This window comes from Leucobacter albus (assembly GCF_039528015.1).
GTDB classification, from domain to species: domain Bacteria; phylum Actinomycetota; class Actinomycetes; order Actinomycetales; family Microbacteriaceae; genus Leucobacter; species Leucobacter albus.
This window is the reverse complement of the sequence record NZ_BAAAKZ010000003.1, coordinates 642,979-665,027: the sequence shown is the minus strand read 5'-3', so window position 1 is coordinate 665,027 and position 22,049 is coordinate 642,979. Positions and strand designations below refer to the sequence as shown.

The window sequence follows — 22,049 nt, the reverse complement described above, 5'->3', positions numbered from 1 at the left end:
TCTTCGTTGGTTGCCCGGGGCAGTTTCGCTCCGGGCATTGCTGCCTGCGGCTATTCGGCCCAGGCCGTAGAGACCTGCTCGTGGCTCTTGATCGCGCCGGTGATGCGCGCGATCGCCTCGTCGACGGGCACGCCGTTGAGCTGGGTGCCGTCGCGGAAGCGGAAGCTCACGGCACCCGCCGCGCGATCCTCCTCGCCAGCGATGAGCTGGAAGGGCACCTTCATCTTTGTGTGCGTGCGGATCTTCTTCGGCATCCGGTCGTCGGAGTGATCGACGTGCGCGCGCACGCCCTCGGCCCGGAGGCGCGCGAAGATCTCCTCGAGGTAGTCGCCGTACTCGGCGGCGACGGGGATGCCGACGACCTGCTCGGGGGCGAGCCAGACCGGGAAGGCGCCCGCGTAGTGCTCGAGCAGGATCGCGAAGAACCGCTCGATCGAGCCGAGCAGCGCGCGGTGGATCATGATGGGCTGCTTGCGGGTGCCGTCTGCTGCAGCATACTCGAGCTCGAACAGCTCGGGCTGGTTGAAGTCGAGCTGAACGGTCGACAGCTGCCAGGTGCGGCCGATAGCGTCGCGCGCCTGCACCGAGATCTTCGGGCCGTAGAAGGCCGCGCCGCCTGGGTCGGCGACGAGCTCGAGGCCCGACTCCTCTCCGACCTCGCGCAGCGTCTGCTCTGCGTCTGCCCACTGCTCTTCGGTGCCGACCGACTTTTCGGGATCGCGCGTGGAGAGTTCGAGGTAGAAGTCGTCAAGGCCGTAGGCGCGGAGCGTCGCGAAGACGAACTCGAGCTGCTTCTTCAGCTCGTCTTTCACCTGATCGTCGGTGACGTAGATGTGCGCGTCGTCTTGCGTGAGCCCGCGCACGCGGGTGAGGCCCGAGAGCGTGCCCGACTTCTCGTAGCGGTAGACCGTGCCGAACTCTGCGAGGCGCAGCGGGAGCTCGCGGTAGCTGCGCGCGCGGGCGCGGAAGATGAGGTTGTGGAACGGGCAGTTCATCGGCTTCAGGTAGTAGTCCTGGCCCTGCTTTGTGACGTTGCCCGCTTCGTCGGTGACCTCGTCAAGGTGCATGGCCGGGAACATTCCGTCCTTGTACCAGTTGAGGTGCTGGCTCGTCTCGAACAGCGTGCCCTTGGTGATGTGTGGGCTGTTCACGACCTCGTAGCCGTTCTTCACGAGCTCGGAGCTCATGAACTTCTCGATCTCGTGGCGAATGATGCCGCCCTTGGGGTGGAACACCGCGAGGCCCGAGCCGATCTCGTCGGGGAATGAGAAGAGGTCGAGCTCGACGCCGAGCTTGCGGTGGTCGCGCTTCGCGGCCTCTTCGAGCCGGGTCTGGTAGGCGCGCAGCTCGTCTTTGGTGGGCCAGGCGGTGCCGTAGACGCGCTGCAGCATCGGGTTCGCCTCGCTGCCGCGCCAGTAGGCGCCACTCGAGCGCATGAGCGCCCAACCGTTGCCGATCATCTTCGTGTTCGGCAGGTGCGGCCCGCGGCAGAGATCTTTCCACTCGGTCTCGCCCGTCTTCGGGTCGACGTTGTCGTAGATCGTGAGCTCGGCGCCGCCGACCTCGACGCTCTCGTTGTCGGAGCCCGAATCGGCGCCGCCCTTGAGCCCGATGAGCTCGAGCTTGTAGGGCTCGCTCGCGAGCTCGGCCCGCGCCTCGTCTTCGCTCACAACGCGGCGCACGAAGCGCTGACCCTGCTTGACGATCTTCTGCATCTCTTTTTCGAGCGCCTTGAGATCTTCGGGGGTGAACGGTTCAGCCGAATCGAAGTCGTAGTAGAACCCGTCGGTGATGGGCGGGCCAATGCCGAGCTTCGTCTCGGGGTTCACCCGCTGCACGGCCTGCGCGAGCACGTGCGCTGCCGAGTGGCGGAGGATGTTCAGGCCGTCCTCGGAGTCGATCGTGACGGGCTCCACTGTGTCAGTATCCGTGACCTCCCACGCCAAATCGCGGAGTTCGCCGTTGACGCGCATTGCGACAACGGACCGGTCGGTGAACAGTGAAAAGCCGTCGGCCACTGCAGATCCCTTCGGAGACAACATAAAGACTCCGTAATTCTATCGGGTTGCAGCGGCCGACGGCCGACTCAGGTGGGTTACGCGCCTGCGCCGCCCTGCTTCAGAGCCTGCAGGCGGGCGTCGACCTCGCTGAGCGAGCCCAGGTCGTCGAGCTCGTTGAACTGCGCGTCGAGCGTGGAGGCCGCGAGCTCGGCCTGGCCGCGAACCATCGCCTCCTGGCGCTTGATCTTGTCTTCGAAGCGGCCGAGCTCGCTCGTCGGGTCAAGCACGTCGAGGTTCTTCACCGCGTCTTGCACCTGCGACTGCGCGTCGGCAACCTTGCCTCGCGCCACGAGCTCGTCGCGCTTCGCCTGCAGCTGCACGAGCTTCTCGCGCATGGTCTGCAGCCCCGTCTTCAGCTGGTCGACGACCTGCTGCTGCGCGGTCACGCTCGGCTCTGCCGTCGCGACCTCCTTCTCGAACGAGATCTGCTTCGACAGTGCGACGCGGGCGAGGTTGTCGAACTTGTCTGCGCCCGCCGCGTCACCAGACGCCCGCAGCGTTTCGGCCTGCGCTGATGCTGCGGCAGCCTTCGTGCCCCACTCGGTGACGGCCTTGCGATCCTCTTCGAGGTCTGCCTCCATGAGGCGGAGATTGCCGATCGTCTGCGCAACCGAGCTCTCTGCGTCGGCGATGCTGTTCTTGTAGTCGCGCTCCATCTGATTAAGCATCTTCTCCGGGTCTTCTGCGGAGTCGAGCAGCGCGTTGATGTTTGCCTTGGCGAGCTGTGCAATACGGCCAAGGATGGATTGCTTTGCCATGTTGGCTTCCTTTCCTGTGTTCCACCGAATCAGCTCGGAGGAGGTCTGTGCGAGCCCGTGCGGGCCACAAGTCTTGTTGATCGTCGAGCTACCGCGCCGCCGAGCAGGGCTGGCGCCAGCTCCGCCGGCTAGAACCGACCGCCGCCACCGCGCCTGCCTCCCCCGCCGAGGCCACCGCCTCCGCCGATCGATCCGCCACCACCCCAGCCGCCGGTGAAGCCGCCGTTCGAGCCGCTCCACCCGCCGCTCGAGCGGCCGCCTCCGCCGCCGCTGAGGAGCCCGCCGAGAATGCCGCCAAGCACAGCACCACCGAAGCTGCCGTCGGATCCGCCACCGTAGCCACCACCGCCCCCGCCGTAGCCGCCGCCACCGCCCCAGCCAGACACGTCGTTGACGGCGAGCTGATACGCCGCGCGCGCGTACTGCGTCGCCTGCTGCGCGGCCTGGTACGAACGCGTCGGGTCTTGCTCTGCGACCTGCTCGGCGAGCTGCAACTGCCGTTTGGCCTCGGCGAGTCGGGTGCGCGCCTGCGCCCCGATCGCGCCGCGCCGCGTCTCGATGAACTGCTCCGCAGCGAGCACCTCGGAGCGCGCGGGCACGAGCGCCTCGTCGCGCGCGGCAATTGCTCTCCGGAGTCGCTCGCTGTTCTCGCGCGCTGTTCCGATCGCGGCGTCGATCTCGACGTTGGCGGCTGCGGCAGCGGCCAGCGCGGCGACCGGATCGCCCTGCGTTCCCTTGGCAAGCAGCCCGCTGACGCGGTCGGCAGCCTGCTGGAGCGCCTGCCGATCCTGCTCGCTCGCCGAACCGATGAGCTGGGAGGCGACCTGCAGATCGCCCCGGAGATCTGCGGCAGCGGCCTCGAACTGATTCGCGCTCTCAGCGAGTTCGCCGGCCAACACCTCGGGTGACTGTGTCAGCGTTCGTGCTTGTTCGAGCGCAGCTTCGCCCGCGCGCAGCGACACCGCTGCTGCCGAGGGCTCGCCGGCAGCGAGCTCCGCTGTCGCAGCTTCGATGCACTCCGTCACGAACTGGAGCCTGCCAGTGGCCTCAGTCAGGTTCGCGTCGAGCTGCGCCACGATCGCGGGCGCGTAACTCGCAGACAGTGCTGCTGCGCTCTCCCGTGCGGCGACGAGCTGCTGGGCGACGACAGGCTCCTGGGCGCGTAGCTGCTCGAGCACCTCAGGCCCCCGCTGTTCGACCTCGCGCAGCCGCGAGAACGACTCGGTGTGGGCGTCGAGCGATGCTTTGGCCCCCGAGCAGCGTTCGATGATCTCCGTCAGCCACGCGCGGCGATCCTCGTCGGTATCTGGCACGCTGTCGTCGAGCAGCTGACGCTTTGCGAACGCGGCAGTGAGCTGCTCCTTCGCGGCAGCGATCGCCTCGGCGAAGGGAGCCGCAGCCGCCGCGCCGAACTGCGCCTCGGCGAATCCGAGTTCTTGCTCGCTACTGCGCAGATCGTCGTCGACGCGAACGAGCAGCGCGCTCGCCTTCGCTTCGAGTTCTTCCATCGTCAGCGGCGCCTCGCCCGCTGCAGCCTCTCGCTCCTTCTTCCTCTTGCGCGCGATGGCGACCCCCGCGGCGACACCGCCAACAACGACGACACCACCGATCACCGCGACCGCAACCCCCGTGCCGTTCGAACCGGGGTTGAGCACCGTTTTCTCGATTCCGGTGAGGGTCGTGCCGACAACTCCCTTCCAGTCGCTCGCCTTCAGCGCCGGTCGAACGTAGTCGCTCGCGAGCGTGTCGTACTGCTCGTCGCTCATGAGCGCCTGCGGCGCGTTCAGGTCATAGAGCCGGTCTTCGACAGCAACGCTCAACAGCACGCCGTCGTCGCCGAGAAAGTTCTTCTGCGCCGTTGCCGCACCCCACGCCTCTGGGTCTGCGGGGTTGTCGAAGCTGTCGACGTAGACGACGAACAGCTGCACTCCGTGCTCCGCGGCGAAGTCGCGAACCTCGTTCTCGAGCCGCTCGGCGTCGCCGCCAATCACGCCGTCACTCGTGCCATCGATGACGTATTTGCCAGCAAAGGCGGGCGGAGGGGTTGCGGTCGCAGCCGCGGGCATGACCCACGCGAACGCGGCCAACGTTGCCAGCCCGAGCATCGTTACGACCCTTCTCATACACGATCCTCCGTCTAGACAGGCCGCGCGGCGACTCCAACGCGTGTCCGATAGCCACAGTTTATGAGGGCGCGGGCCGCAATGCTAGTGAATTTGAGGCTGACCCTAAGCTAAAGCTTCGCTTTGCCTGTGAGCCCGCTTTGTGGTGCTGGATCGAGCCGCGTCGCGCGCCCAGGCGCGTTCGTGCGCCAATGCGCAGTCGACGCCGCTCTCCCCACCACCGGGTTTGCCAAAACAACAAAGAGCAGCGCGAGCCCTATCCCCCGCCCAATCATTCGCTATAGCATCTAGCGCGGCTGGGTCAGCCCCTTCGAATCACCGACTGGGGCGACCCGCCGCACACATCTCAATGAGGAGTACCGCTATGAAACCCATCACCTACGCGACCGCCGCGCTCGCGGCCGTCGCGCTCGCGCTCGGCGGAACGCCCGCTGGCGCTGCCGAACCGGCAACCAGTGCCGGCGACACCCGGTTTGGCATTCCATCTGGCCTACAGGGGCCCATCACGCCGGCCGGCAAGTGGCTCGTCGACGGCACTGGCCGGGTCGCGCAGTTCCACGGCTTCAATCTCATGCACAGGCTTGCGCCCTACACCCCGGCACCATTTAGCGCGGCAGACGCTTCGTGGCTCGCCGACCAGGGGTTTAACAGCATGCGCCTCGGCGTGATGTACGAGGCTGTAGAGCCGGAGCTCGACCGCTACGACGACGACTACATCGCAGAGATGGTTGACACAAACCGCATGCTCGCCCAGCACGGGTTCGTGAACACGATCGACTTCCACAACGATGTTTTCGCGCAGCAGTTCAACGGCGACGGCTTCCCCGAGTGGGCCGTACCGAGCGACCCGACGATGGAGGCGAGCTGGGAGCGAGTCGCAGCAACGCAGGAGTTTCAAGACGCTGATGACAAGTACTCGTGGCAGGCGCAGTACAACCCACTCGAACGTCACGCCTGGGACAGGTTCTGGACGAACGCGGAGCTGCCCAATGGCGTCGGGCTGCAAGACCAGTTCGTCGCGGCGTGGAAACACGTCGCGGAGGCGTTTGCCGCCGACCAAGAGGGCCTGCTGGGCTATTCGCCGCTGAACGAACCGCTGAACGGCAACTGCGTGCAACCGGTGTGCGACCACATTCCCGAACAGCGCATTCCGTTCTACGAGAAGTGGCTCGACGCCGTGCGCGACGTCGACCAAGACCGCATCGCCTACGTCGCGAGCGACCTCTGGTTTGCCGGCACCCAGGGGCAAGATGCGAACGAGAACGTCGCCCGGCTGCTGGGGGCGCTTGACGACCCTGCGCTAGCGATCGAGCGCCACAACTACGCGTTCGGCGAGCAGCAGCTCGAGCAGTACATCAACGACGACCGGCTCGCGACCAAGCACCAGACCCCGTTTGTCGTCAACGAGTTCTTCGCAGGCTTCGGCCCCGCAAGCAAGGCCGCGATCGATGTCGACATGGCGAACGCCCGCTCCCAGTCGTGGATGATGTGGTCGTACTACGCGGAATCTGAGATTTGCTGCTCGGGGTCTGGTTTCTTGCTCGACCAGACCGCCGCGGCCTCTGACGCCAACGCAAAGCCCGACGTCGCCGACGCGCTCATCACTCCTTACACACAGGCGGTTGCGGGAATCCCCGGCGACTACGCCTACGACCGCGCGGCGCGCACCCTGGAGTTTGAGTACTCGACGGCCGCAGCAGGCAAGGCCCGCTCGAGCGAGCGCACCGTTGTCTTTGTGCCCAAGCGCGTCTACGACACCGGCTACACCGTCGCGGCGACCGGCGCGACAGTGGTGTCAGACCCGACCTCTCCCTGGCTCGTGCTCGAGAACACACCTGGAGCCGAGACTGTGGCCGTCACCGTGAGCCCCGCAACCGACTCAACCGTGCTGTTGCCGAGCGAGTACTGCGCGGCCCAGAGCTGCGCTGTCGACGGCCCGGGCGACACGAAGACCCCGCCCGCGCCGGGCGATGGCGAAACGGGGCCCGAACCGGGCAACCGCGCCGCCGAGAACGGCCCACTTGCCCTCTCGGGCATGACCGCGAACACGGTCGCGATCGTGTCGGCCACGCTGCTGCTCGCCGTGGCGGGTGCTGCGCTCGCCGGGTACCGCCGATCGGCCAGGGTGCGGCGACTGCAGTAGCGCGCGGGAGCTACACCTCTCGCTTGAACTGCCGGTAGAGCTCGAGGTCGCCGCCCGTTTCGACGTAGCGATCCCACGCAACCGAAAAACGGGCGTGAATCGCTCGGGTCGACCACCGCGCAGGAACAAGTTCGGGGGGCAGTAGCGGATCGAGTGCGAGCGCCCGGGCGAACGGCTCGGCGAGCCGGAGCGCCCGGGCGGCGTGCTCGATTCGCCCGATGTCGCTGTGCGGGCCGGCATCTGCCCGCACGGCGGCATCGGCGATGGCGTAGGCATCGCCAGCCTCGGCGAAGCTCCACAGCCGAGCAACCAGCGCCGCCGGATCGCTCACCCCTGCAACATCGAGCTTCGTGACCTCCGCCACGATGAGCTCCCCCACCAGTCGCCGAACCGCTGGCGGCGCGTAGTGGCTGAGCGGCGCACGCGGATCCGTCGTCGAGAGATACAGCCCAGGGGCGAGCAACACACAGCCGAGCCGCGTCAGCGCGGCCCGGAGCGCGTCGCGGTCGGCTCGCCGCTCGTCGGGAAACGAAAATGATGTCAGTCGCCAGTTCCCATCCCAGGTCACGGTGCCGTCGGCAAGTCCGCGCGCGCGGCGCAGCCGACCCGCGGCAACCGGGTCTGGAAAGGGATTCGAGCCGGTGCGCTCGAGCACACCCCCGCGCCCTCGGCCGTGCTGAGTCGCCTCGCCCGCGGATTCAAGCCGCCGAATGGCGAGCCTGACGGGCTGGTTAGCGACGCCCAGCGCGTCAGCCACCCCGTAAACGAGCCCGAGATCGGCCCTGCCCGCGCTGTCGAAACACATTTCAACAATCGTGCGCGGAGCCGGGAGGGGTGTCGGTTCGGTTGCCACTCACTCAGCATAGGATATCTTCAGCAAAACTATCTTGCCATCGTTTAAGGTGAACATGACGATAGATTCGTGCAGCGTCGCCACCCGCGTCTTGCTGCCGACCCCCAGAGAATGCGAGCCCCACCCGTGGACCCCAGACGCGCAAGCATTGAGCACGCGGCCGGAGCGACTATCCAGAGCCTCCCCGCCACCCTGCGGCGACTCAGGGAGCGGCGGGGCGTTACGCTTGCGGCACTGTCGGCGCTGACGGGCGCGTCGGTGAGCACGCTGTCTCGACTCGAATCGGGTCAGCGTCGACCGACGGTTGAGCTCGTGTTGCGCATTGCCCTGGCGCTCGGCATCTCGCCCGGCGCCCTCATCGGCGCCCCTATTGCCGTCTCCGACTCTGCCGAGCGAGCCCAGCCCACTGCCGAGCTGTTGGCTGACGAGGCCGCGCCCGACTCCCAGAAGGCCACCCCGCTCACGCTACGCCGAGCGGGGCTGCGCGCCTTTCGCATCGCGCTGCCAGCGAACGCGCCACTGCCCCAGCAGCGAGCGCACGGCGGCCACGAGTGGATCTTCGTGCTCTCGGGCCGCCTGAGGGTGCGCATGGGGCCGCATGAGCTCCACATGGGCCCGGGAGATGCGCTCGAATTCCCCGGCTCCCGGCCGCACGCGTTCGCAGCGGCCGGCGCCGCACCTGCGCAGGTGCTTGCGCTGCTCAGCGGGCCCGGAGAGCTCGTGCACACGACCACGCAGGCCGGGGTGCCGCGCGCGGCGTGACACCGATCCGAAGAACGCAAAAACCCCCGGCAGAAGCCGGGGGTTTTGTCTGTGCGCGATACTGGGATCGAACCAGTGACCTCTTCCGTGTCAGGGAAGCGCGCTACCGCTGCGCCAATCGCGCCTAATGAAAGGCTATTCAGTTGTGCCCGAGGTGGCGACGGGATTCGAACCCGTGTATACGGCTTTGCAGGCCGCTGCCTCGCCTCTCGGCCACGCCACCGTAAGTGTTTGCCACCAAAAGCGGCCGAGATTACTCTCGGCCCCTCAGAGCGGATGACGAGATTCGAACTCGCGACCCCAACCTTGGCAAGGTTGTGCGCTACCAGCTGCGCCACATCCGCATTTTCGCCGCCGTGCTTGGCGACGTAGATAACTTTATACAGCTCGACCCCCTGGCGCAAATTCGGCCGTAACATCCGGGCGTGGCGAACGATCGTTACCCGCATGAAACCTGGGATCCAGGGGGTTTTGCAGCCCCGAAAGATACGATGGCCCGTATGGCAAAAAGTGTAGGGAAGCGCATTGCGCAGGGGGTCGCGGTAGCGCTCACGCTCGCTATTGCGGCCGGCGGAGTCATCGCGTACTCCAATCGCGGCGCAATCCAAGACCACTTTCTGGCCGCCGGCTTCGAGCCCTCCGACCGCATCGCGCAGATCCAAGAGGAGATCAAGCTCAACCCGACTGGCGAGCGCATCTTCCTCGCCTCGCAGCCCACAATCGGTGGGCGCGATGTGTTCAACCGCTGGTGCGCAGGTGTTGATCACACCGAAGAGGGGCACGTGCTCGGCTGCTACGCCGATCGGCGCATTCGACTCTTCGAGGTCACCGACGAACGCCTTACCGGCGTCGTCGAGACAACAGCGGCTCACGAACTGCTGCACGCAAGCTGGGCGCGCATGAGCCAAGACGACCGCGCGACTGTGTCACGGCAACTCATCGCCGAGTACGACGCCCTCGCAGCAACCGATGCCGAGTTCAAGCAGCGCATGAGCGTCTACGAGTCGCTCTCAAAGCCCGCGTTCGCCAACGAGCTGCACTCGGTGTTTGGCACGGAGGTGCGCGAGCTCTCCCCCGAACTCGAGTCGCACTACGCGAAGTGGTTTACCGATCGGTCAGTTGTCGTCGACTGGTACGACGGCTACCACGGCGTCTTCATCGAACTTACGGCAGAGGCCGAGCGCCTGAGCACCGAGCTCGAGGCGCTCCGCGCCGACATCGAACAGCGCAGCGCGAACTACGACATCGCCGTGCAGCAGTTCAACGCCGACGCGGCAGACTTCAAGCTGCGCAACGAGCAATACGAGTTCTCTGGCAACAAACCCCTCTTCGATTCGATTCGCGGGCAACTGCTCGATCGCCAAGAGGGGCTCGATGCCGTGCGCCGGGAGATTCAGGCCGACACAGACCGGTTCAACGACCTGCGCGCTCAGCTTGTCGAGCTCAACGACGTGAGCCTCGAGCTCAACGACGTGCTCGACAGCACGCTCGCCGAGCCGCAGGAGCGGGTCGACGCAACCTGATCGCGAAACGGGCGCGACCGGGCACGGCCCACCACACGCCTCGCGGCTCGCCCGGCGCGCCTCGATGTGCGATCGCGTGGCGCAGTGTGTATGCTTATCGAGTCGCAACAGCAATAGCTGAGCGGGCGTTTGGCGCAGTTGGTAGCGCGCTTCCTTCACACGGAAGAGGTCGTCAGTTCGAGTCTGGCATCGCCCACCACAAGAACCCCTGGTCAAGCCGGGGGTTCTTTCGTTTCTAGGGAAAGCGCTTTCGGCGGGGCCTATTGAACAAGAAGTGTGTAAAAGGGACCCTCGGCAGTAATGAGTTGATGTCGCGTCGCCCTCTGCCCGCGGGTTGCCGGCCAAACTGCACGTAGCTAGAGCCCTGCTTTCTGGGTCAACACCCTTCCGCGGTGCCCGAGCCTGCCCTGCTGCTCGGCAAGCTAACCTAGGACACATGATGAGTTGGCATCGCCCGAGAACCAAGCTGCACCCGGTTGCAGTCAGCCTTGAGATAGGGCGCCCACTCCAGCCTCGGGTTGGAGGACACAGTGGCCGCAGATGAGCAAATCGAGCACCCACTCGGGCTGCTTGCTGGAACCTTGTCGGCCGTGATCGTATTTCTCTCGAGCTTCTTCTACTTATTTGGGGGCGAAGCGCCAACAGGAATGTTCCCCGCCTTCGTTGCCGCAACCCTACTCATCGCGCTGATACCCGGAGCAGTAGCAAGCATTCGCCTGGCATCGGCAATCAAGTCTTCAGACAACACAGCCCAGCACACGCTCACTACCGGCAATGTCGTCACGCGGGCAATCTGGAGCGGCATCATCGTGAACGCTGCTTTCGCGATACTCGGCATCATCGCATCGATGGGGATGCTCGTCGGCTTCCTGTTGCCGTACCTGCTCGCGGGGTCAGCGCTGGTCGCAATCACAGCCGCTCTCTTGGGGCTCGCTGCAACGCGCATCGTTTCACGAAAGTTCGGAGAATAGCCAGCAGGTGCGCGGCGCGCTCACGCCCACATCGAGCCCTTCACCCGTGGCGCGCTTCCTCACCGTCGCAGGGCGCGGTTGCGGCCTTCGGCCCTATCTGCGCTGCGCGGCAGGCTCCCGCCCTTGCGCAGCTACCCACCGGTGGAGAAGCGCTCAGCTCGACCCGTTCACTGCACAAAACGGCTGCTCGAGTGGGTGCGGCATGCTTTGGTCACCATGCGCGACCCCATGCGCGCGCAGAATGGGCAGGCATGTAGAAACACGGCGAACTCGCACGTCTTGGCAGTGTGTCTGCTGCGGATCAGTACTCCATCGCATGGGTTCTAGTGCCTGTAGGGGGTAAGACGATTCTTCGCGGACACCTCGGTGAAAGGGGTCAAGCCGGGGCCTGTGACGTGGTGCTCTTGCGCACCTCCCCGGCGCGTCGCATCTTGGTGGATAAGGCGCATTTCTCCTTGATACGACGCTCCTCGGGACAGGCCGCGAGGCCACTCACACACGCACGCCTTCGACGATCCGTCGTGCATGTGAGAGGAAACCCCGTCATGATCCGCCAAGTCTGGCCCCTCAGCGCCCACACCCGTGCATTCCTGCGCCGCTACATGCCCACCAACATCCCCCTCGACGCTATCCGCACCCGAAAAGTACTCAACTGGGGCGTCCCCGCCCTGTGTCGGATGCACGGGGCGTTCCGAAGCGACACCGCTTCGCGTGGCGCCTGGGGCCCCAGCGCGGCTGTTCCGAGTGGCGCAAGGGTATGGTGAAGACGGCCTTGCTGCGCGGGAGATGGGCCCTGAGCTCCACCCGGAAGCTCCCGTGCGCACGGCACCTTCTCGACGCCCCCGGCGGGTGTACGTGCTCGCTGCTTCTCCATCGCGACCGCATCTCCGCCGCATGGGGGAAGCGGGTCGCAGTCACAGCTTGTTAGCGTAGGGCTTATGGCAGAGCGAGACAACAAACGACCGAACTGGTGGGCCGGAGCTATTGGCTTCGCCTTCATACTGCCGATTGCCTGGCTGTCGTTCGACAACGCCGCCTCGGCACTCATCATGGCGGGAGCAGTCGGCGGAGTCGCGCTGTTCCTCTTTCCGAGGCAGCAACGCTGACCCGGCTCCCCTGCGTGGAGCAGCGCGATTGCGCTGAGCTTGCCTGCTGATCACGCGACAACGACGTTTGGGGCGCCGATTCGTCGGTAGCGTGGCGTTAGAGTTGCAGGAGGGCGCGGCGAAGCCCTCCTCACGCAGCGGAAGGATCACCACATGCTCACACTCCCCGATGTCGAGGCTGCGCGTGATCGGATCGCGGGCCGCACCCGCCGCACTCCCCTGATCGAGTTCGATGCCAGTGGTGGAGCGGAGGTGTGGTTGAAGGCCGAGTACATGCAGCACTGCGGCGTGTTCAAGACCCGCGGAGCGTTCAACCGGCAACTCGCGGCGCGCGAGCGCGGTGAGCTGGATGCGCAGACCGGCATCGTGGCCGCCTCGGGCGGCAACGCCGGCCTCGCCAACGCCTTTGTGGCGGCGCACCTCGGGGTGCCAGCAACGGTGTTTGTGCCAGAGTCGGCCCCCGCAGTGAAGGTTGCCCGGCTCCGGAACTACGGCGCAACGGTCGAGCAGGTTGGCACGGAGTACGCGGAGGCGTACGCCGCCGCCATCGAGCACCAAGACCGCACTGGCGCACTGTTCTGCCACGCATACGATCAGCCGGAGATCGCCGCCGGGGCCGGGGTCATCGCTCTGGAGCTTCTCGAGCAGCTCCCCGGCCTCGACACGATCGTGGTCGCCGTCGGCGGTGGTGGCCTGTTTGCGGGCATCGAGGCCGTTGCAGCAGCGCACGACGTCGATGTCGTGGCCGTCGAGCCCAGCTCAATTCCGACGCTCAGCGCCGCGCTCGCGGCAGGCAAACCTGTCGACGTTGCGGTCTCGGGTGTCGCGGCAGACTCGCTCGGCGCGCGTCGCATCGGGGGCCTTGGTTGGGCCGCGGCCGAGGCTCGAGCGCCTTTCAGCGTGCTCGTCGACGACGCGGCCATCGTCGCGGCGCGACGCGAGCTCTGGCGCGACTACCGGGTGCCTTCAGAAACCGGCGCCGCCGCGGCCTACGCCGCGCTCTCGTGCGGCGAGTACCGGCCGAGGGCGGGGCAGCGCATCGCGGTCATCAACTGTGGCGCAAACACAGATCCGGCGACGCTCGACTGAGCGCCGCCGGAGTAATCGCCCAGACCGACACGACTGCGCGGCGGTCTGAGCGCGAGGCAGGTGTTACTTCTCGTTGCCGAAGGAGTCGTCAAGCTTCTGCTTGATCTCCTCGACCTTGTCTGCGTGGTTACCGCCGGTGACCTTGTTGGCGAAGTCTGCGAGCGAGCCGAGCACCTTGTCGCTGACCTCTTCGGCCTGGTCGCTCTGCAGCGCCTCCTTGACCTTGTCGGCGTTCTGCTCGACGAACTCCTTGGCCTTGCCGGCGTTCTCGGTGACAAAATCCTTCGCCTTTGCGGCCGCGTCGGCCGCCTGCTTGCCCAAATCTTCGTTCGCCATGAGTGGCTCCTTCCCGATGCGGCACCGAGCACTTCGGCGCACTGATTGCATTATGCACCGCGAATCCCCGCACAACAAGAGTTAATGTGTGGCGGCTATGTAAACCTTGGGAGACGCCCGGTCGATGTCATGCTCGACCGCAGCGACTGCTCAGCCCCGGCGCGGCCTACCAACAGCGATCGCAGTGCGCTCTGGTAGCGTTGAAGCGCCTGACCGTGGGCCAACTCCCCCGGCACCGCGGGCTCCCAGCACCTGAACCATCTCCTAGGAAGGGGCTGTGCGGTGAACCAGACGACTCACCAGCGAGAACTCGAGAACCGGGTGCTGCGCGCGCTCGCCGACGAAGACCTCAAAGACCTTGGCAACACGCTCCAAGACACGTCGCCAGACGATGTTGTCCTCGTGCTCGAGCGCCTCACCGCAAAGCAGCGCGCAATCGTGTTCCGCCTGCTCCACAAAGACGAGGCGCTCGAGGTGTTCGAGGCCCTCGACCCGTCGGTGCAGAGTGACCTCGTTCGCGGGCTCCGCGACGCCGAGGTGGCCGAGATCTTCGAGGGCCTCGACCCCGACGACCGCGTCTGGCTGCTCGACGAGCTCCCTGCCACGCTGGCTCCGAAGCTGCTCCACGGCCTGTCTGAGCGCGAGCGGCGCCTCACCGGCGTCGTGCTCGGCTACCCGCAAGACTCGGTCGGGCGCCGCATGACGCCCGAGTACGTCACAACGCGCATGGACTACACCGTCGCCGACACCATGGTGCGGCTGCGCGACCGCATCGACGACGCCGAGACAATCTACATGCTCCCCGTGCTCGACGATGCGCGGCACGTCGCCGGCGTCGTCAGCCTGCGCGACCTCATTGCCGCTGAGCCCCACACCATCATCGCCACGATCATGAGCGAGGCCCAGAGCGTGCCGGCCAGCGAAGACGCGGAGCGCGCTGCGCGCAAGCTCACCGAGGCCGGGTTTGTCGCGCTGCCCGTTGTTGACCGCGAGCGGCGACTCGTTGGCCTGCTGACGTTCGACGATGCGATGCGCATCATCGAGCACGAAGAGAGCGAGGACTCTGCGCGCCAGGGCGGTGTCGAGCCGCTGCGCAGGCCCTATTTCGCCACCCCGATCATGCAGCTGGTGCGCTCGCGCGTCGTGTGGTTGCTGGTGCTCGCGGTCGGCGCGACGCTCACCGTGCAGGTGCTCGACGTGTTCGAGGGCACGCTCGCCGAGGTGACCGTGCTCGCGCTGTTCGTTCCGCTGCTCATTGGCACCGGCGGCAACACCGGCAACCAGGCCGCAACCACGGTCACCCGCGCGCTCGCGCTCGGAGACGTCAAGGCGCGAGATATCGCCAGGGTGCTCGGGCGCGAGGCGCGGGTCGGGCTGCTCCTCGGCCTGCTCCTCGGCACCCTCGGCTTCACCATTGCCGGGCTCGTGTACAGCTGGGATATCGGCCTCGTCATTGGCCTCACCCTCGTCGCGATCTGCACCGTTGCGGCGACGATCGGCGGCATCATGCCGCTCATAGCGAGGTGGGTGAAGGTCGACCCAGCGGTCTTCTCCAACCCGTTCATTTCGACGTTCGTCGACGCGAGCGGCCTGATCATCTACTTCCTGATCGCACGCGCAATTCTCGGGTTGTAGCCGCGCTGCGGCGGGCCCCCGATCGGTGCGCGGCGGATCCGCAACTCAGACGCAGCACCGCCGGCTCAGCGGGTGGCGCTCGCGGCAACCGCGCGGAACAGCTGGCGCGCGGCTCGGTGACTCTCCACAGGGCTCTCAGCGGTCGCCGCGTCTTGCTGCGCGCTCCAGCGCACCCACCCGTGCCGCCACACCGCAACCCCGAGATCTGCAACGAATTCGAGGGCTGGCACTGGTTCGTGCGGGAGCAGCTCGCGCAGTCGATCGCGGAAGACGTCGGCGATCAGGCGATCCTGCACGACCGCGTGGGTGCGGATCGCCTGGTCTCGCTGAATCATCGCGTTGACCCTGCGATGTTCGGCGAGCTCGGGCTGCCCCTCGTGCTCGAGCACCACATCGCCAACACGCTCGATTGCCGAAAGGGCTTCGGTGACGTTGCTCGCTCGCATCGGCAGGGAGCGCGCCGCGGCGAGATAGCGCGCGTGGCCCGCAAGCACGGCGTCTTCCTTGCTGCGAAAGTGGCGGAAAAACGTTCGCCGCGATATTCCGGCGGCCGCGGCGAGCTCCGCGACGGTCACCGCATCCATGCCTGCTGGCTCACCGAGCTCGATCGCTGCGAGGTGAATGCGCTGACGCAACTCGCGATTGCGGCGCTCGCGCACGCCCTCGGGTCGGCCGCCTTCGTCGGCAAGCGCCCGCGTGTCTGTCATTGCATCTCCCTCGCACCGCAGTGGTCTCGCCAAAACGTATCGCGTTTCGGCCAGTCGCACAAAATTATGGCACTGTGTGTCACAATTTACTGTCGGCCGAACGAAGCCGACTGAAAGCGATACATCTCCGTGACCTCACCCACCACCGGCAGCATGCCCCTGCCGCCTCGCGCTCAACCCGAGCCCCCGACCGCACGCACCGTGACCGCCGTGATCTCCATCCTCGCGGTCTCCGCCTTCGTGATGATTCTTAACGAGACGGTACTGAGCGTCGCCCTGCCGCCGCTCATGGCGGAGTTCGGCGTTGGAGCGACGACGATCCAGTGGCTCACCACCGGGTTTCTCCTCACCATGGCCGTAGTGATCCCCACAACCGGGTACCTACTCGGCCGGTTTAGCGTGCGCGCGCTGTTCATTACCGCGCTGCTGCTCTTCATTGCCGGCACCGCGCTCGCCGCGTGCTCGCCAAACTTTGGGGTCATGCTCGTTGCCCGCATCATTCAGGCAGGTGGCACCGCGATCGTGATGCCGCTGCTGATGACATCGACACTCACGCTCGTTGCCCCGCAACACCGCGGCACCGTCATGGGCCTGAACTCCATTGTCATCTCGGTGGGCCCGGCGATCGGCCCGACCCTCTCAGGCGCCGTCATCGAGGCGCTGAGCTGGCGCTGGGTGTTCGGGCTCATGGTGCCCATCGCCGCGCTCGCCCTCGTCGTCGGGCTGTTCCTCATGCCGGCGCTCGGCGGCGGGCGCAAGGCCCCACTCGACCTGCCATCCGTCGCGCTGTCGCTGCTCGGGTTCGGCGGCGTGATCACCGCGGTATCGACGGCCTCTGACCTCGCAACAGGCTCGCTCGTGCCCCCGATCACCCTCGCCGTTGGCGTGGTCGCACTCGTCGTCTTTGCGCTGCGCCAGACCAGGCTGCAGCGCGACGGCGACCGCGCCCTGCTCGACCTGCGACCGTTTCGGGAGCGAAATTTCACGCTCTCGGTGACCGCGCTCACGATCGCCTTCGGCGTGATGCTCGGCACGGTCGTCGTGCTGCCGATCTACGCCCAGTCGGGGCTCGGCCTCAGCGTGCTCGCAACCGGCCTCATTCTGCTGCCGGGCGGCATCACCCAGGGGGCGCTCTCCCCCCTTGTTGGCAGGGTCTACGACATGGTCGGCCCAAAACCCGTCGTCATTCCCGGCATACTCGTGGTCTGCGCCGCCCAGTGGTGGCTCAGCACGGTTGGGCCAGATACAACCTCGGGCCGACTCATCGCGATGCACATGACGTTCTCGGCCGGCATGGCGCTCGTGCAGACGCCGCTGATGACGCACGCGATGACCTCGCTCCCGATGCCGCTCTACGGGCACGGCAGCGCCATTCTCAACACGCTGCAGCAACTCGCCGGCGCGCTCGGCACCGCTGCGCTGATCGGGGCGCTCGTCGTCGGCGCGTCGCTCTCGGGCGTATCGGGCGCGGCGGCGCAGGTCGCCGGCGCGCAGCTCGCGTTCGCAGTCGGCGGGTCGGTGACTGTCGCCGCCGTGGTGTGCGCGTGCTTCATCACCCGGCACCGGGCGCAGGAAGGGCGCGGCTAGTTCAGCCCGTGGTGCTTCAGCACCCCGCGCACGGCGGTGCTGAAGCGCTCTCGGGCGACCGTCGCGCCCTCGCGCCGCATGCCCGCGTGGGTGACGCGCAAGATTCGCTCGGGCGAGACGAAGCTCTCGCGCCCCTGCGAGTCCCACGGGCCGCTGCCAATCGAGATGAAATCGCGGTGGTACTTGGTGCTGACGTAGCACCCGAACACCGCGGTCGCGTCGATGCGGCCGATGATGAGCACCGGCCTGTCCTTGCCACGGCCGTCGTTTTCGACGTAAGGCACCCACGTCCACACGATCTCGCCTGGGTCGGGGTCGCCGTCCATGTTCGGCGAGTATTCGAGCGTGGCGCCGCGCAGCTCGCTCGCTTGCACATCGCGGGTAGCCCCCGCCCCGAACTGGCCGGGGCTCTCTGCGTAGTCGGCGCCCCGCGAGCCACGCCCGCCGGGCCGTGCCCCCTGGCGCTCCGGCGACGTCGGTGAGGGCTTCGGCGCGGGCGACTGCTTCAGCGCTGGCTGCGCGCCGGGCCTCGGCGATCCGCCCCGCGACGCGCTCTGCCCCGACCCGCCTGCACGGCCATCGAGGCCAAGCAGCTTTCGAAGCGCCACCCCGACCTGGTACCACAGGTTCGAATTCGCCATGACTAGCCGATTTCGTGCGAGGTGAGGGCGTTCAGCCGCGACTGGCAGCGCTGGTACTTCTTGCGGTAGCCGCCATCGATCATGCCGCCGCCGAAGATCTCGGTGAGCGCCAGGCCCGTCGAGCGAATCGGAATCTGCGCATCATACACCCGGTCGACGAAGGCAACAAATCTGAGCGCGGCCGACTGATCGGTGAGCTCGTGCACGCCACGCAGGCCGATCGTCTGCACGCCGTCGAGCAGCCCGATGTAGCTCGACGGGTGCACCGTCGCGAGGTGCGCGATCAACTCGTCGAAGCCGTCATCGGTCATGCGCACCCCAGACGATGCGGCGTCTGCGAGCGCGAACTGGTAGGCCTCGTCGCTGAGCACAACGGCCTCGCCCTCGAGGTCGCGCTGGCGGTAGTCGACGCCGTCGATGCGGATCGTCGTGAACCGGTCAGCCATCGCCTGAATCTCGCGCATGAAGTCTGCCGCGGCGAAGCGGCCCTCTCCGAGCGCGTTAGGCGGCGTGTTCGAGGTCGCGATGAACTTCGAGCCTGTCTTAGTGAGGTCGCCAATCAGCCGCGTCATGAGCATCGTGTCGCCCGGGTCGTCGAGCTCAAACTCGTCGATGCAGATGAGCTTCGCTCCCTGCAGCACGCTCACAGCGCCCGCGTAGCCGAGGGCGCCGACGAGCGCGGTGTACTCGATAAAGGTGCCGAAGTACTTGCGGCCCTGCTGCGCATGCCAGGCAGCGGCCAGCAGGTGGGTCTTACCGACGCCGAAGCCGCCGTCGAGGTACACGCCTGGTTTCTGCGAGGCGGCCGGTGTGGGCTCGGCCTTCTTGCGCCCGAAGCCAAAAAATCCGCCCTTCGCGGCCGCACTGCCCTTTGGCGAAACAAAGTTGCGCAGCAGGTCCCGGGCCTCTGCCTGCGACGCGTAGTTCGCGTCTGGCACGTAGGAGTCGAAGCTCGCCGAGGCAAACTGGGGCGGGGGCACGAGGGTGGCCACGAGCTCGGTGCCCGAGATCCGCGGGTGGCGGTCGATGAGGCGAGCGGAGCTGTGAGATTCGGTAGCAGACATCCGCACCAGTCTACTGCCCGCGCCAGCCCGGCCTCGGGAGGGCGGCGACAAAGGTGTGCACGCGCTGCTCCCACGTGTCGGGGTCGGCGTTCCATAGCCGCACGTGGCCGGCGCCCGGGATGCTGACAAACTGCACGAGATCGGGCCGCTCGGCTGCGAGCACCTGCGAGCCGTGCCAGGGCACGAACCGGTCGTTCGGGCTCGCGAGTACGAGCACAGGCACGTCGATGCCGCGGGCGAGCCGCTCGGGTCGCAGCGAGTCGAAATCGATGCCACCCGGCTCACCCGAGGCGACAACCCCGCGTTCGAGCAACCGCATGCCGAGATCGGCGACCCACTGCGGCACGCGCCGCTGCGCGGCCTTGTCGCGCAAGATTCCAGGCCAATCTGCGCCGGGAGAATCGAGCACTACGCCGTCGATGACGTCGCGGTGAGTGCCGCGGGCGACGCTCACGAGGCTCGCCGTGCCGCCCATCGACCACCCCATGAGGGTGACCCGCTCCGCGCCGCGGGCCCTCGCCTCGGCGATTGCGGCGTCGAGGTCGCGGCTCTCCGAGATACCCATGCCGTATCGCCCGTTGCGGCCAGCTGGGCCGCCGCGGTCGTTGCGGTAGCTGATGATGAGGCTCGTGACGCCGGCCCTGGCGAACGGCGCGATGCCCCTGAGAGTCTCAGCGGGGTCGGCACCGCGTCCGTGCATGTGGATCGCCCAGCGCCTCTTCTTCGCCCGCTTCGGGTGCACGATCCACCCCTCGAACTCTCCGGCCTCCGAGGTGTACGTGATCTCCTCGACGCGGTAGCCAAGCTCGGCTGGCGACGTGTACCACCAGCCGACCATGCGGCCGCGGGCGCCAGGCACGAGCGTGCCGCGATCGACTTTGACGACCCTGCGCAGCACTTCGTCTCCCGAGCGCGCGATGACCGGGCCGAGTCGCGCGTGCCCGCTCGCCTGCGCACCACGGCCGAGCCCCGGCACCTCGTGCGGCGCGTCGAACAGTAGCGACTGCGGCCCCTGACCCGCTGCGCCGCCGCCGCGAATCCAGACGCCCGCGACCTCACCGGCCGCGAGCCGCCGCACCTCAACCGGGCGCTCGAGGCCGCGATCCACCCGCACCGACAGCCGCGCCAGCTGAGCGCCGAGGGCGAGACCGGCGCCCGCAACTGCGGCCACCGCAGAGACGGCGCACGCCCCCGCGATCGCCAACGTCCGTGTCGTACTCACTGCAAACTCCGTCTCGGCCGTGGCGTGTATTTTGGCTGGCCCGGCGTGGCTGCGCGTTCGGGCACACACAGAACTCTAGTCTTCGGTTGTGCCCACACCGTCAACGGCTGTTCCCGCCGACTTCGCCAGCGCAGCTCAGGCGCTCCGAAGCGTCACGCTCCGCGCAGATCTCGCTGCCCGCGAAATAGCCCCGCCAGAGCGCATCGCGCCACACTCGGTCGCATTCGCCGCCGGCGTGCGCGAGGGCACTGGCGCAGACAAGGAACCGGTACTCGACTCCCCCGCAGGCGCCGGCCGCTTCGTGCTCATGCACGACCCAGACTCCGCCGAGGAGTGGGGCGGCCACTTCCGCATCGTCTGCTACGCGCAGGCACCGCTCGAGCTCGAGATCGGGGTCGACCCGTTTATCTCCGACGTCGCGTGGTCGTGGCTCATCGACGCGCTCGAGTCGCGCGGGGCTCAGTTCGGCTATATCTCGGGCACCGCGACCAAGGTGCTGTCAAGCAGCTTCGGGGCGATCGCCACGCGCGGCGACGGCGCCCAGATCGAACTCCGCGCGTCATGGACGCCTCGCGGCGAAGACTTTACGGCCCACTTTGAGGCGTGGGCCGAACTACTCTGCCTGCTTGCCGGGCTGCCCCACGAGGAGGGTGTCGCATCACTCACGCATCAGCGCGCACGCGCGAAACGTCAGGCCGAGGCTCAATGACAAGCGACTCCTGGTCGATGATCACTACCGATAGCGAGCTGCGCGCGGCGAGCGAACTCCTCGCCGCGGGCGACGGCCCCTTCGGCGTCGACACCGAGCGCGCATCGGGGTTCAAATACAGCAATCGCGCCTACCTCGTGCAGGTCTTCAGGCGGGGGGCTGGCACGTTTCTCATCGACCCCGTTGGCATGACCGATTTCGCGCCGCTCGCGGAGACCCTCGCGGGCGATGAGTGGGTGCTGCACGCCGCAGATCAAGACCTGCCGAGCCTCGCCGAGCTCGGCCTCGTTCCCGCGCGACTGTTCGACACCGAGCTCGGCTCGCGCCTGCTCGGCCTCGAGCGCGTCGGGCTCGGGGCTGTCACCGCGGAGCTGCTCGGCATCGAACTCGCGAAGGCGCACTCCGCGTCTGACTGGTCAACGCGCCCACTGCCCGAGGCCTGGCTCGAGTACGCCGCGCTCGACGTAGCGCTGCTGCCCGATCTGCGCGATGCCGTCGCCACCAGGCTCGAGGCCGCCGGCAAGCTCGAGTTCGCCGACCAGGAGTTCGCCGCCGTACGGGTGCGCCCGCCGAAGCCCAAGGCCGCAGAGCCATGGCGCAAGCTGACCGGCGGCAACCGCATGCGCTCGCCACGGCAGCTCGCGATGACCCGCGAGCTGTGGCATGCCCGAGACGAGCTCGCGCGCAGCAGCGACATCGCCCCAGGCCGGCTCATTCCCGACGCCTCGATCGTCGCGGCCGTTGGCGCAAACCCGCGGTC

Annotated in this window: 19 protein-coding genes and 4 tRNA genes; 11 read left to right on the top strand and 12 right to left on the bottom strand. The window is 67.1% G+C overall.

Features of this window, described 5'->3' with window-relative positions; all coding sequences use genetic code 11:
* Positions 1-50: 50 nt before the first annotated feature.
* The 3 genes from thrS to ABD115_RS06675 all read right to left on the bottom strand — a co-directional run bounded on the left by thrS (position 51) and on the right by ABD115_RS06675 (position 4,941).
* Positions 51-2,042, bottom strand: coding sequence for a threonine--tRNA ligase (gene thrS, locus ABD115_RS06685; protein WP_343959466.1), 1,992 nt, complete (start codon positions 2,040-2,042; stop codon positions 51-53).
* A gap of 53 nt (positions 2,043-2,095) precedes the next feature.
* A complete protein-coding gene (locus ABD115_RS06680) occupies positions 2,096-2,818 on the bottom strand; it encodes a PspA/IM30 family protein (RefSeq protein WP_343959463.1) in 723 nt (240 codons plus the stop codon).
* A gap of 128 nt (positions 2,819-2,946) precedes the next feature.
* On the bottom strand, positions 2,947-4,941 hold the full coding sequence (locus ABD115_RS06675) for a TPM domain-containing protein (protein WP_343959461.1): 1,995 nt from the start codon (positions 4,939-4,941) through the stop codon (positions 2,947-2,949).
* 364 nt (positions 4,942-5,305) lie between these two features.
* Between ABD115_RS06675 and ABD115_RS06670 the strand changes: the two genes are divergently transcribed.
* Entirely contained in the window at positions 5,306-7,084 is a 1,779-nt protein-coding gene (locus tag ABD115_RS06670; protein WP_343959459.1) for a glycoside hydrolase family 5 protein, read from the top strand.
* A gap of 10 nt (positions 7,085-7,094) precedes the next feature.
* On the opposite strand, the gene ABD115_RS06665 is transcribed toward ABD115_RS06670, so the two are convergent.
* On the bottom strand, positions 7,095-7,937 hold the full coding sequence (locus ABD115_RS06665) for a hypothetical protein (protein WP_343959457.1): 843 nt from the start codon (positions 7,935-7,937) through the stop codon (positions 7,095-7,097).
* 126 nt (positions 7,938-8,063) lie between these two features.
* Here ABD115_RS06665 and ABD115_RS06660 point away from each other — a divergent pair, with 126 nt between their 5' ends.
* The gene (locus ABD115_RS06660) at positions 8,064-8,699 is read left to right on the top strand and encodes a helix-turn-helix domain-containing protein (RefSeq protein ID WP_343959454.1); all 636 of its coding nucleotides are present in this window, start codon (positions 8,064-8,066) and stop codon (positions 8,697-8,699) included.
* A gap of 52 nt (positions 8,700-8,751) precedes the next feature.
* On the opposite strand, the gene ABD115_RS06655 is transcribed toward ABD115_RS06660, so the two are convergent.
* The 3 genes from ABD115_RS06655 to ABD115_RS06645 all read right to left on the bottom strand — a co-directional run bounded on the left by ABD115_RS06655 (position 8,752) and on the right by ABD115_RS06645 (position 9,043).
* A tRNA-Val gene (locus tag ABD115_RS06655) sits at positions 8,752-8,823 on the bottom strand.
* Positions 8,824-8,851: 28 nt separating this feature from the next.
* A tRNA-Cys gene (locus ABD115_RS06650) sits at positions 8,852-8,922 on the bottom strand.
* 48 nt (positions 8,923-8,970) lie between these two features.
* Positions 8,971-9,043 (bottom strand) — tRNA-Gly (locus tag ABD115_RS06645).
* A gap of 156 nt (positions 9,044-9,199) precedes the next feature.
* Between ABD115_RS06645 and ABD115_RS06640 the strand changes: the two genes are divergently transcribed.
* The 5 genes from ABD115_RS06640 (at position 9,200) to ABD115_RS06620 (ending at position 13,388) form a co-directional block, all read left to right on the top strand.
* On the top strand, positions 9,200-10,222 hold the full coding sequence (locus ABD115_RS06640; protein WP_343959452.1) for a hypothetical protein: 1,023 nt from the start codon (positions 9,200-9,202) through the stop codon (positions 10,220-10,222).
* Positions 10,223-10,345: 123 nt separating this feature from the next.
* Positions 10,346-10,421 (top strand) — tRNA-Val (locus tag ABD115_RS06635).
* 391 nt (positions 10,422-10,812) lie between these two features.
* Positions 10,813-11,193: a hypothetical protein gene (locus ABD115_RS06630; RefSeq protein ID WP_343959450.1), complete on the top strand. Its 381-nt coding sequence runs from the start codon at positions 10,813-10,815 to the stop codon at positions 11,191-11,193.
* Between the two features lie 938 nt (positions 11,194-12,131).
* Complete coding sequence (locus ABD115_RS06625) at positions 12,132-12,299, top strand: hypothetical protein (RefSeq protein ID WP_343959447.1); 168 nt, start codon at positions 12,132-12,134, stop codon at positions 12,297-12,299.
* Between the two features lie 153 nt (positions 12,300-12,452).
* Positions 12,453-13,388: a threonine/serine dehydratase gene (locus ABD115_RS06620; RefSeq protein WP_343959445.1), complete on the top strand. Its 936-nt coding sequence runs from the start codon at positions 12,453-12,455 to the stop codon at positions 13,386-13,388.
* Between the two features lie 63 nt (positions 13,389-13,451).
* Here ABD115_RS06620 and ABD115_RS06615 read toward each other — a convergent pair whose 3' ends face one another.
* Positions 13,452-13,724: an Rv0909 family putative TA system antitoxin gene (locus ABD115_RS06615; protein ID WP_343959443.1), complete on the bottom strand. Its 273-nt coding sequence runs from the start codon at positions 13,722-13,724 to the stop codon at positions 13,452-13,454.
* Positions 13,725-14,006: 282 nt separating this feature from the next.
* Here ABD115_RS06615 and mgtE point away from each other — a divergent pair, with 282 nt between their 5' ends.
* Positions 14,007-15,359, top strand: coding sequence for a magnesium transporter (mgtE, locus tag ABD115_RS06610; RefSeq protein ID WP_343959440.1), 1,353 nt, complete (start codon positions 14,007-14,009; stop codon positions 15,357-15,359).
* 65 nt (positions 15,360-15,424) lie between these two features.
* On the opposite strand, the gene ABD115_RS06605 is transcribed toward mgtE, so the two are convergent.
* Positions 15,425-16,066, bottom strand: a complete 642-nt coding sequence (locus ABD115_RS06605) for a TetR family transcriptional regulator (protein ID WP_343959438.1) — start codon at positions 16,064-16,066, stop codon at positions 15,425-15,427.
* Positions 16,067-16,195: 129 nt separating this feature from the next.
* Between ABD115_RS06605 and ABD115_RS06600 the strand changes: the two genes are divergently transcribed.
* Entirely contained in the window at positions 16,196-17,653 is a 1,458-nt protein-coding gene (locus ABD115_RS06600) for an MDR family MFS transporter (protein ID WP_343959436.1), read from the top strand.
* Here ABD115_RS06600 and ABD115_RS06595 read toward each other — a convergent pair.
* The 3 genes from ABD115_RS06595 to ABD115_RS06585 are packed head-to-tail and all read right to left on the bottom strand — an operon-like array spanning position 17,650 to position 20,580.
* Complete coding sequence (locus ABD115_RS06595) at positions 17,650-18,294, bottom strand: type II toxin-antitoxin system PemK/MazF family toxin (RefSeq protein WP_343959434.1); 645 nt, start codon at positions 18,292-18,294, stop codon at positions 17,650-17,652. The two genes, ABD115_RS06600 and ABD115_RS06595, sit on opposite strands and share 4 nt — an antisense overlap.
* A gap of 2 nt (positions 18,295-18,296) precedes the next feature.
* Positions 18,297-19,358, bottom strand: a complete 1,062-nt coding sequence (gene zapE, locus ABD115_RS06590; RefSeq protein ID WP_343959433.1) for a cell division protein ZapE — start codon at positions 19,356-19,358, stop codon at positions 18,297-18,299.
* Positions 19,359-19,368: 10 nt separating this feature from the next.
* Positions 19,369-20,580, bottom strand: coding sequence for an alpha/beta hydrolase family protein (locus ABD115_RS06585; RefSeq protein ID WP_343959431.1), 1,212 nt, complete (start codon positions 20,578-20,580; stop codon positions 19,369-19,371).
* A gap of 88 nt (positions 20,581-20,668) precedes the next feature.
* On the opposite strand from ABD115_RS06585, the gene ABD115_RS06580 reads away from it, so the two are divergent.
* Positions 20,669-21,289 (top strand): DUF3000 domain-containing protein, encoded by a 621-nt coding sequence (locus ABD115_RS06580; RefSeq protein WP_343959429.1) that lies wholly within the window; start codon positions 20,669-20,671, stop codon positions 21,287-21,289.
* A partial coding sequence (locus tag ABD115_RS06575; protein ID WP_343959876.1) for an HRDC domain-containing protein occupies positions 21,286-22,049 on the top strand: 764 nt, incomplete at its 3' end. The genes ABD115_RS06580 and ABD115_RS06575, both read left to right, overlap by 4 nt.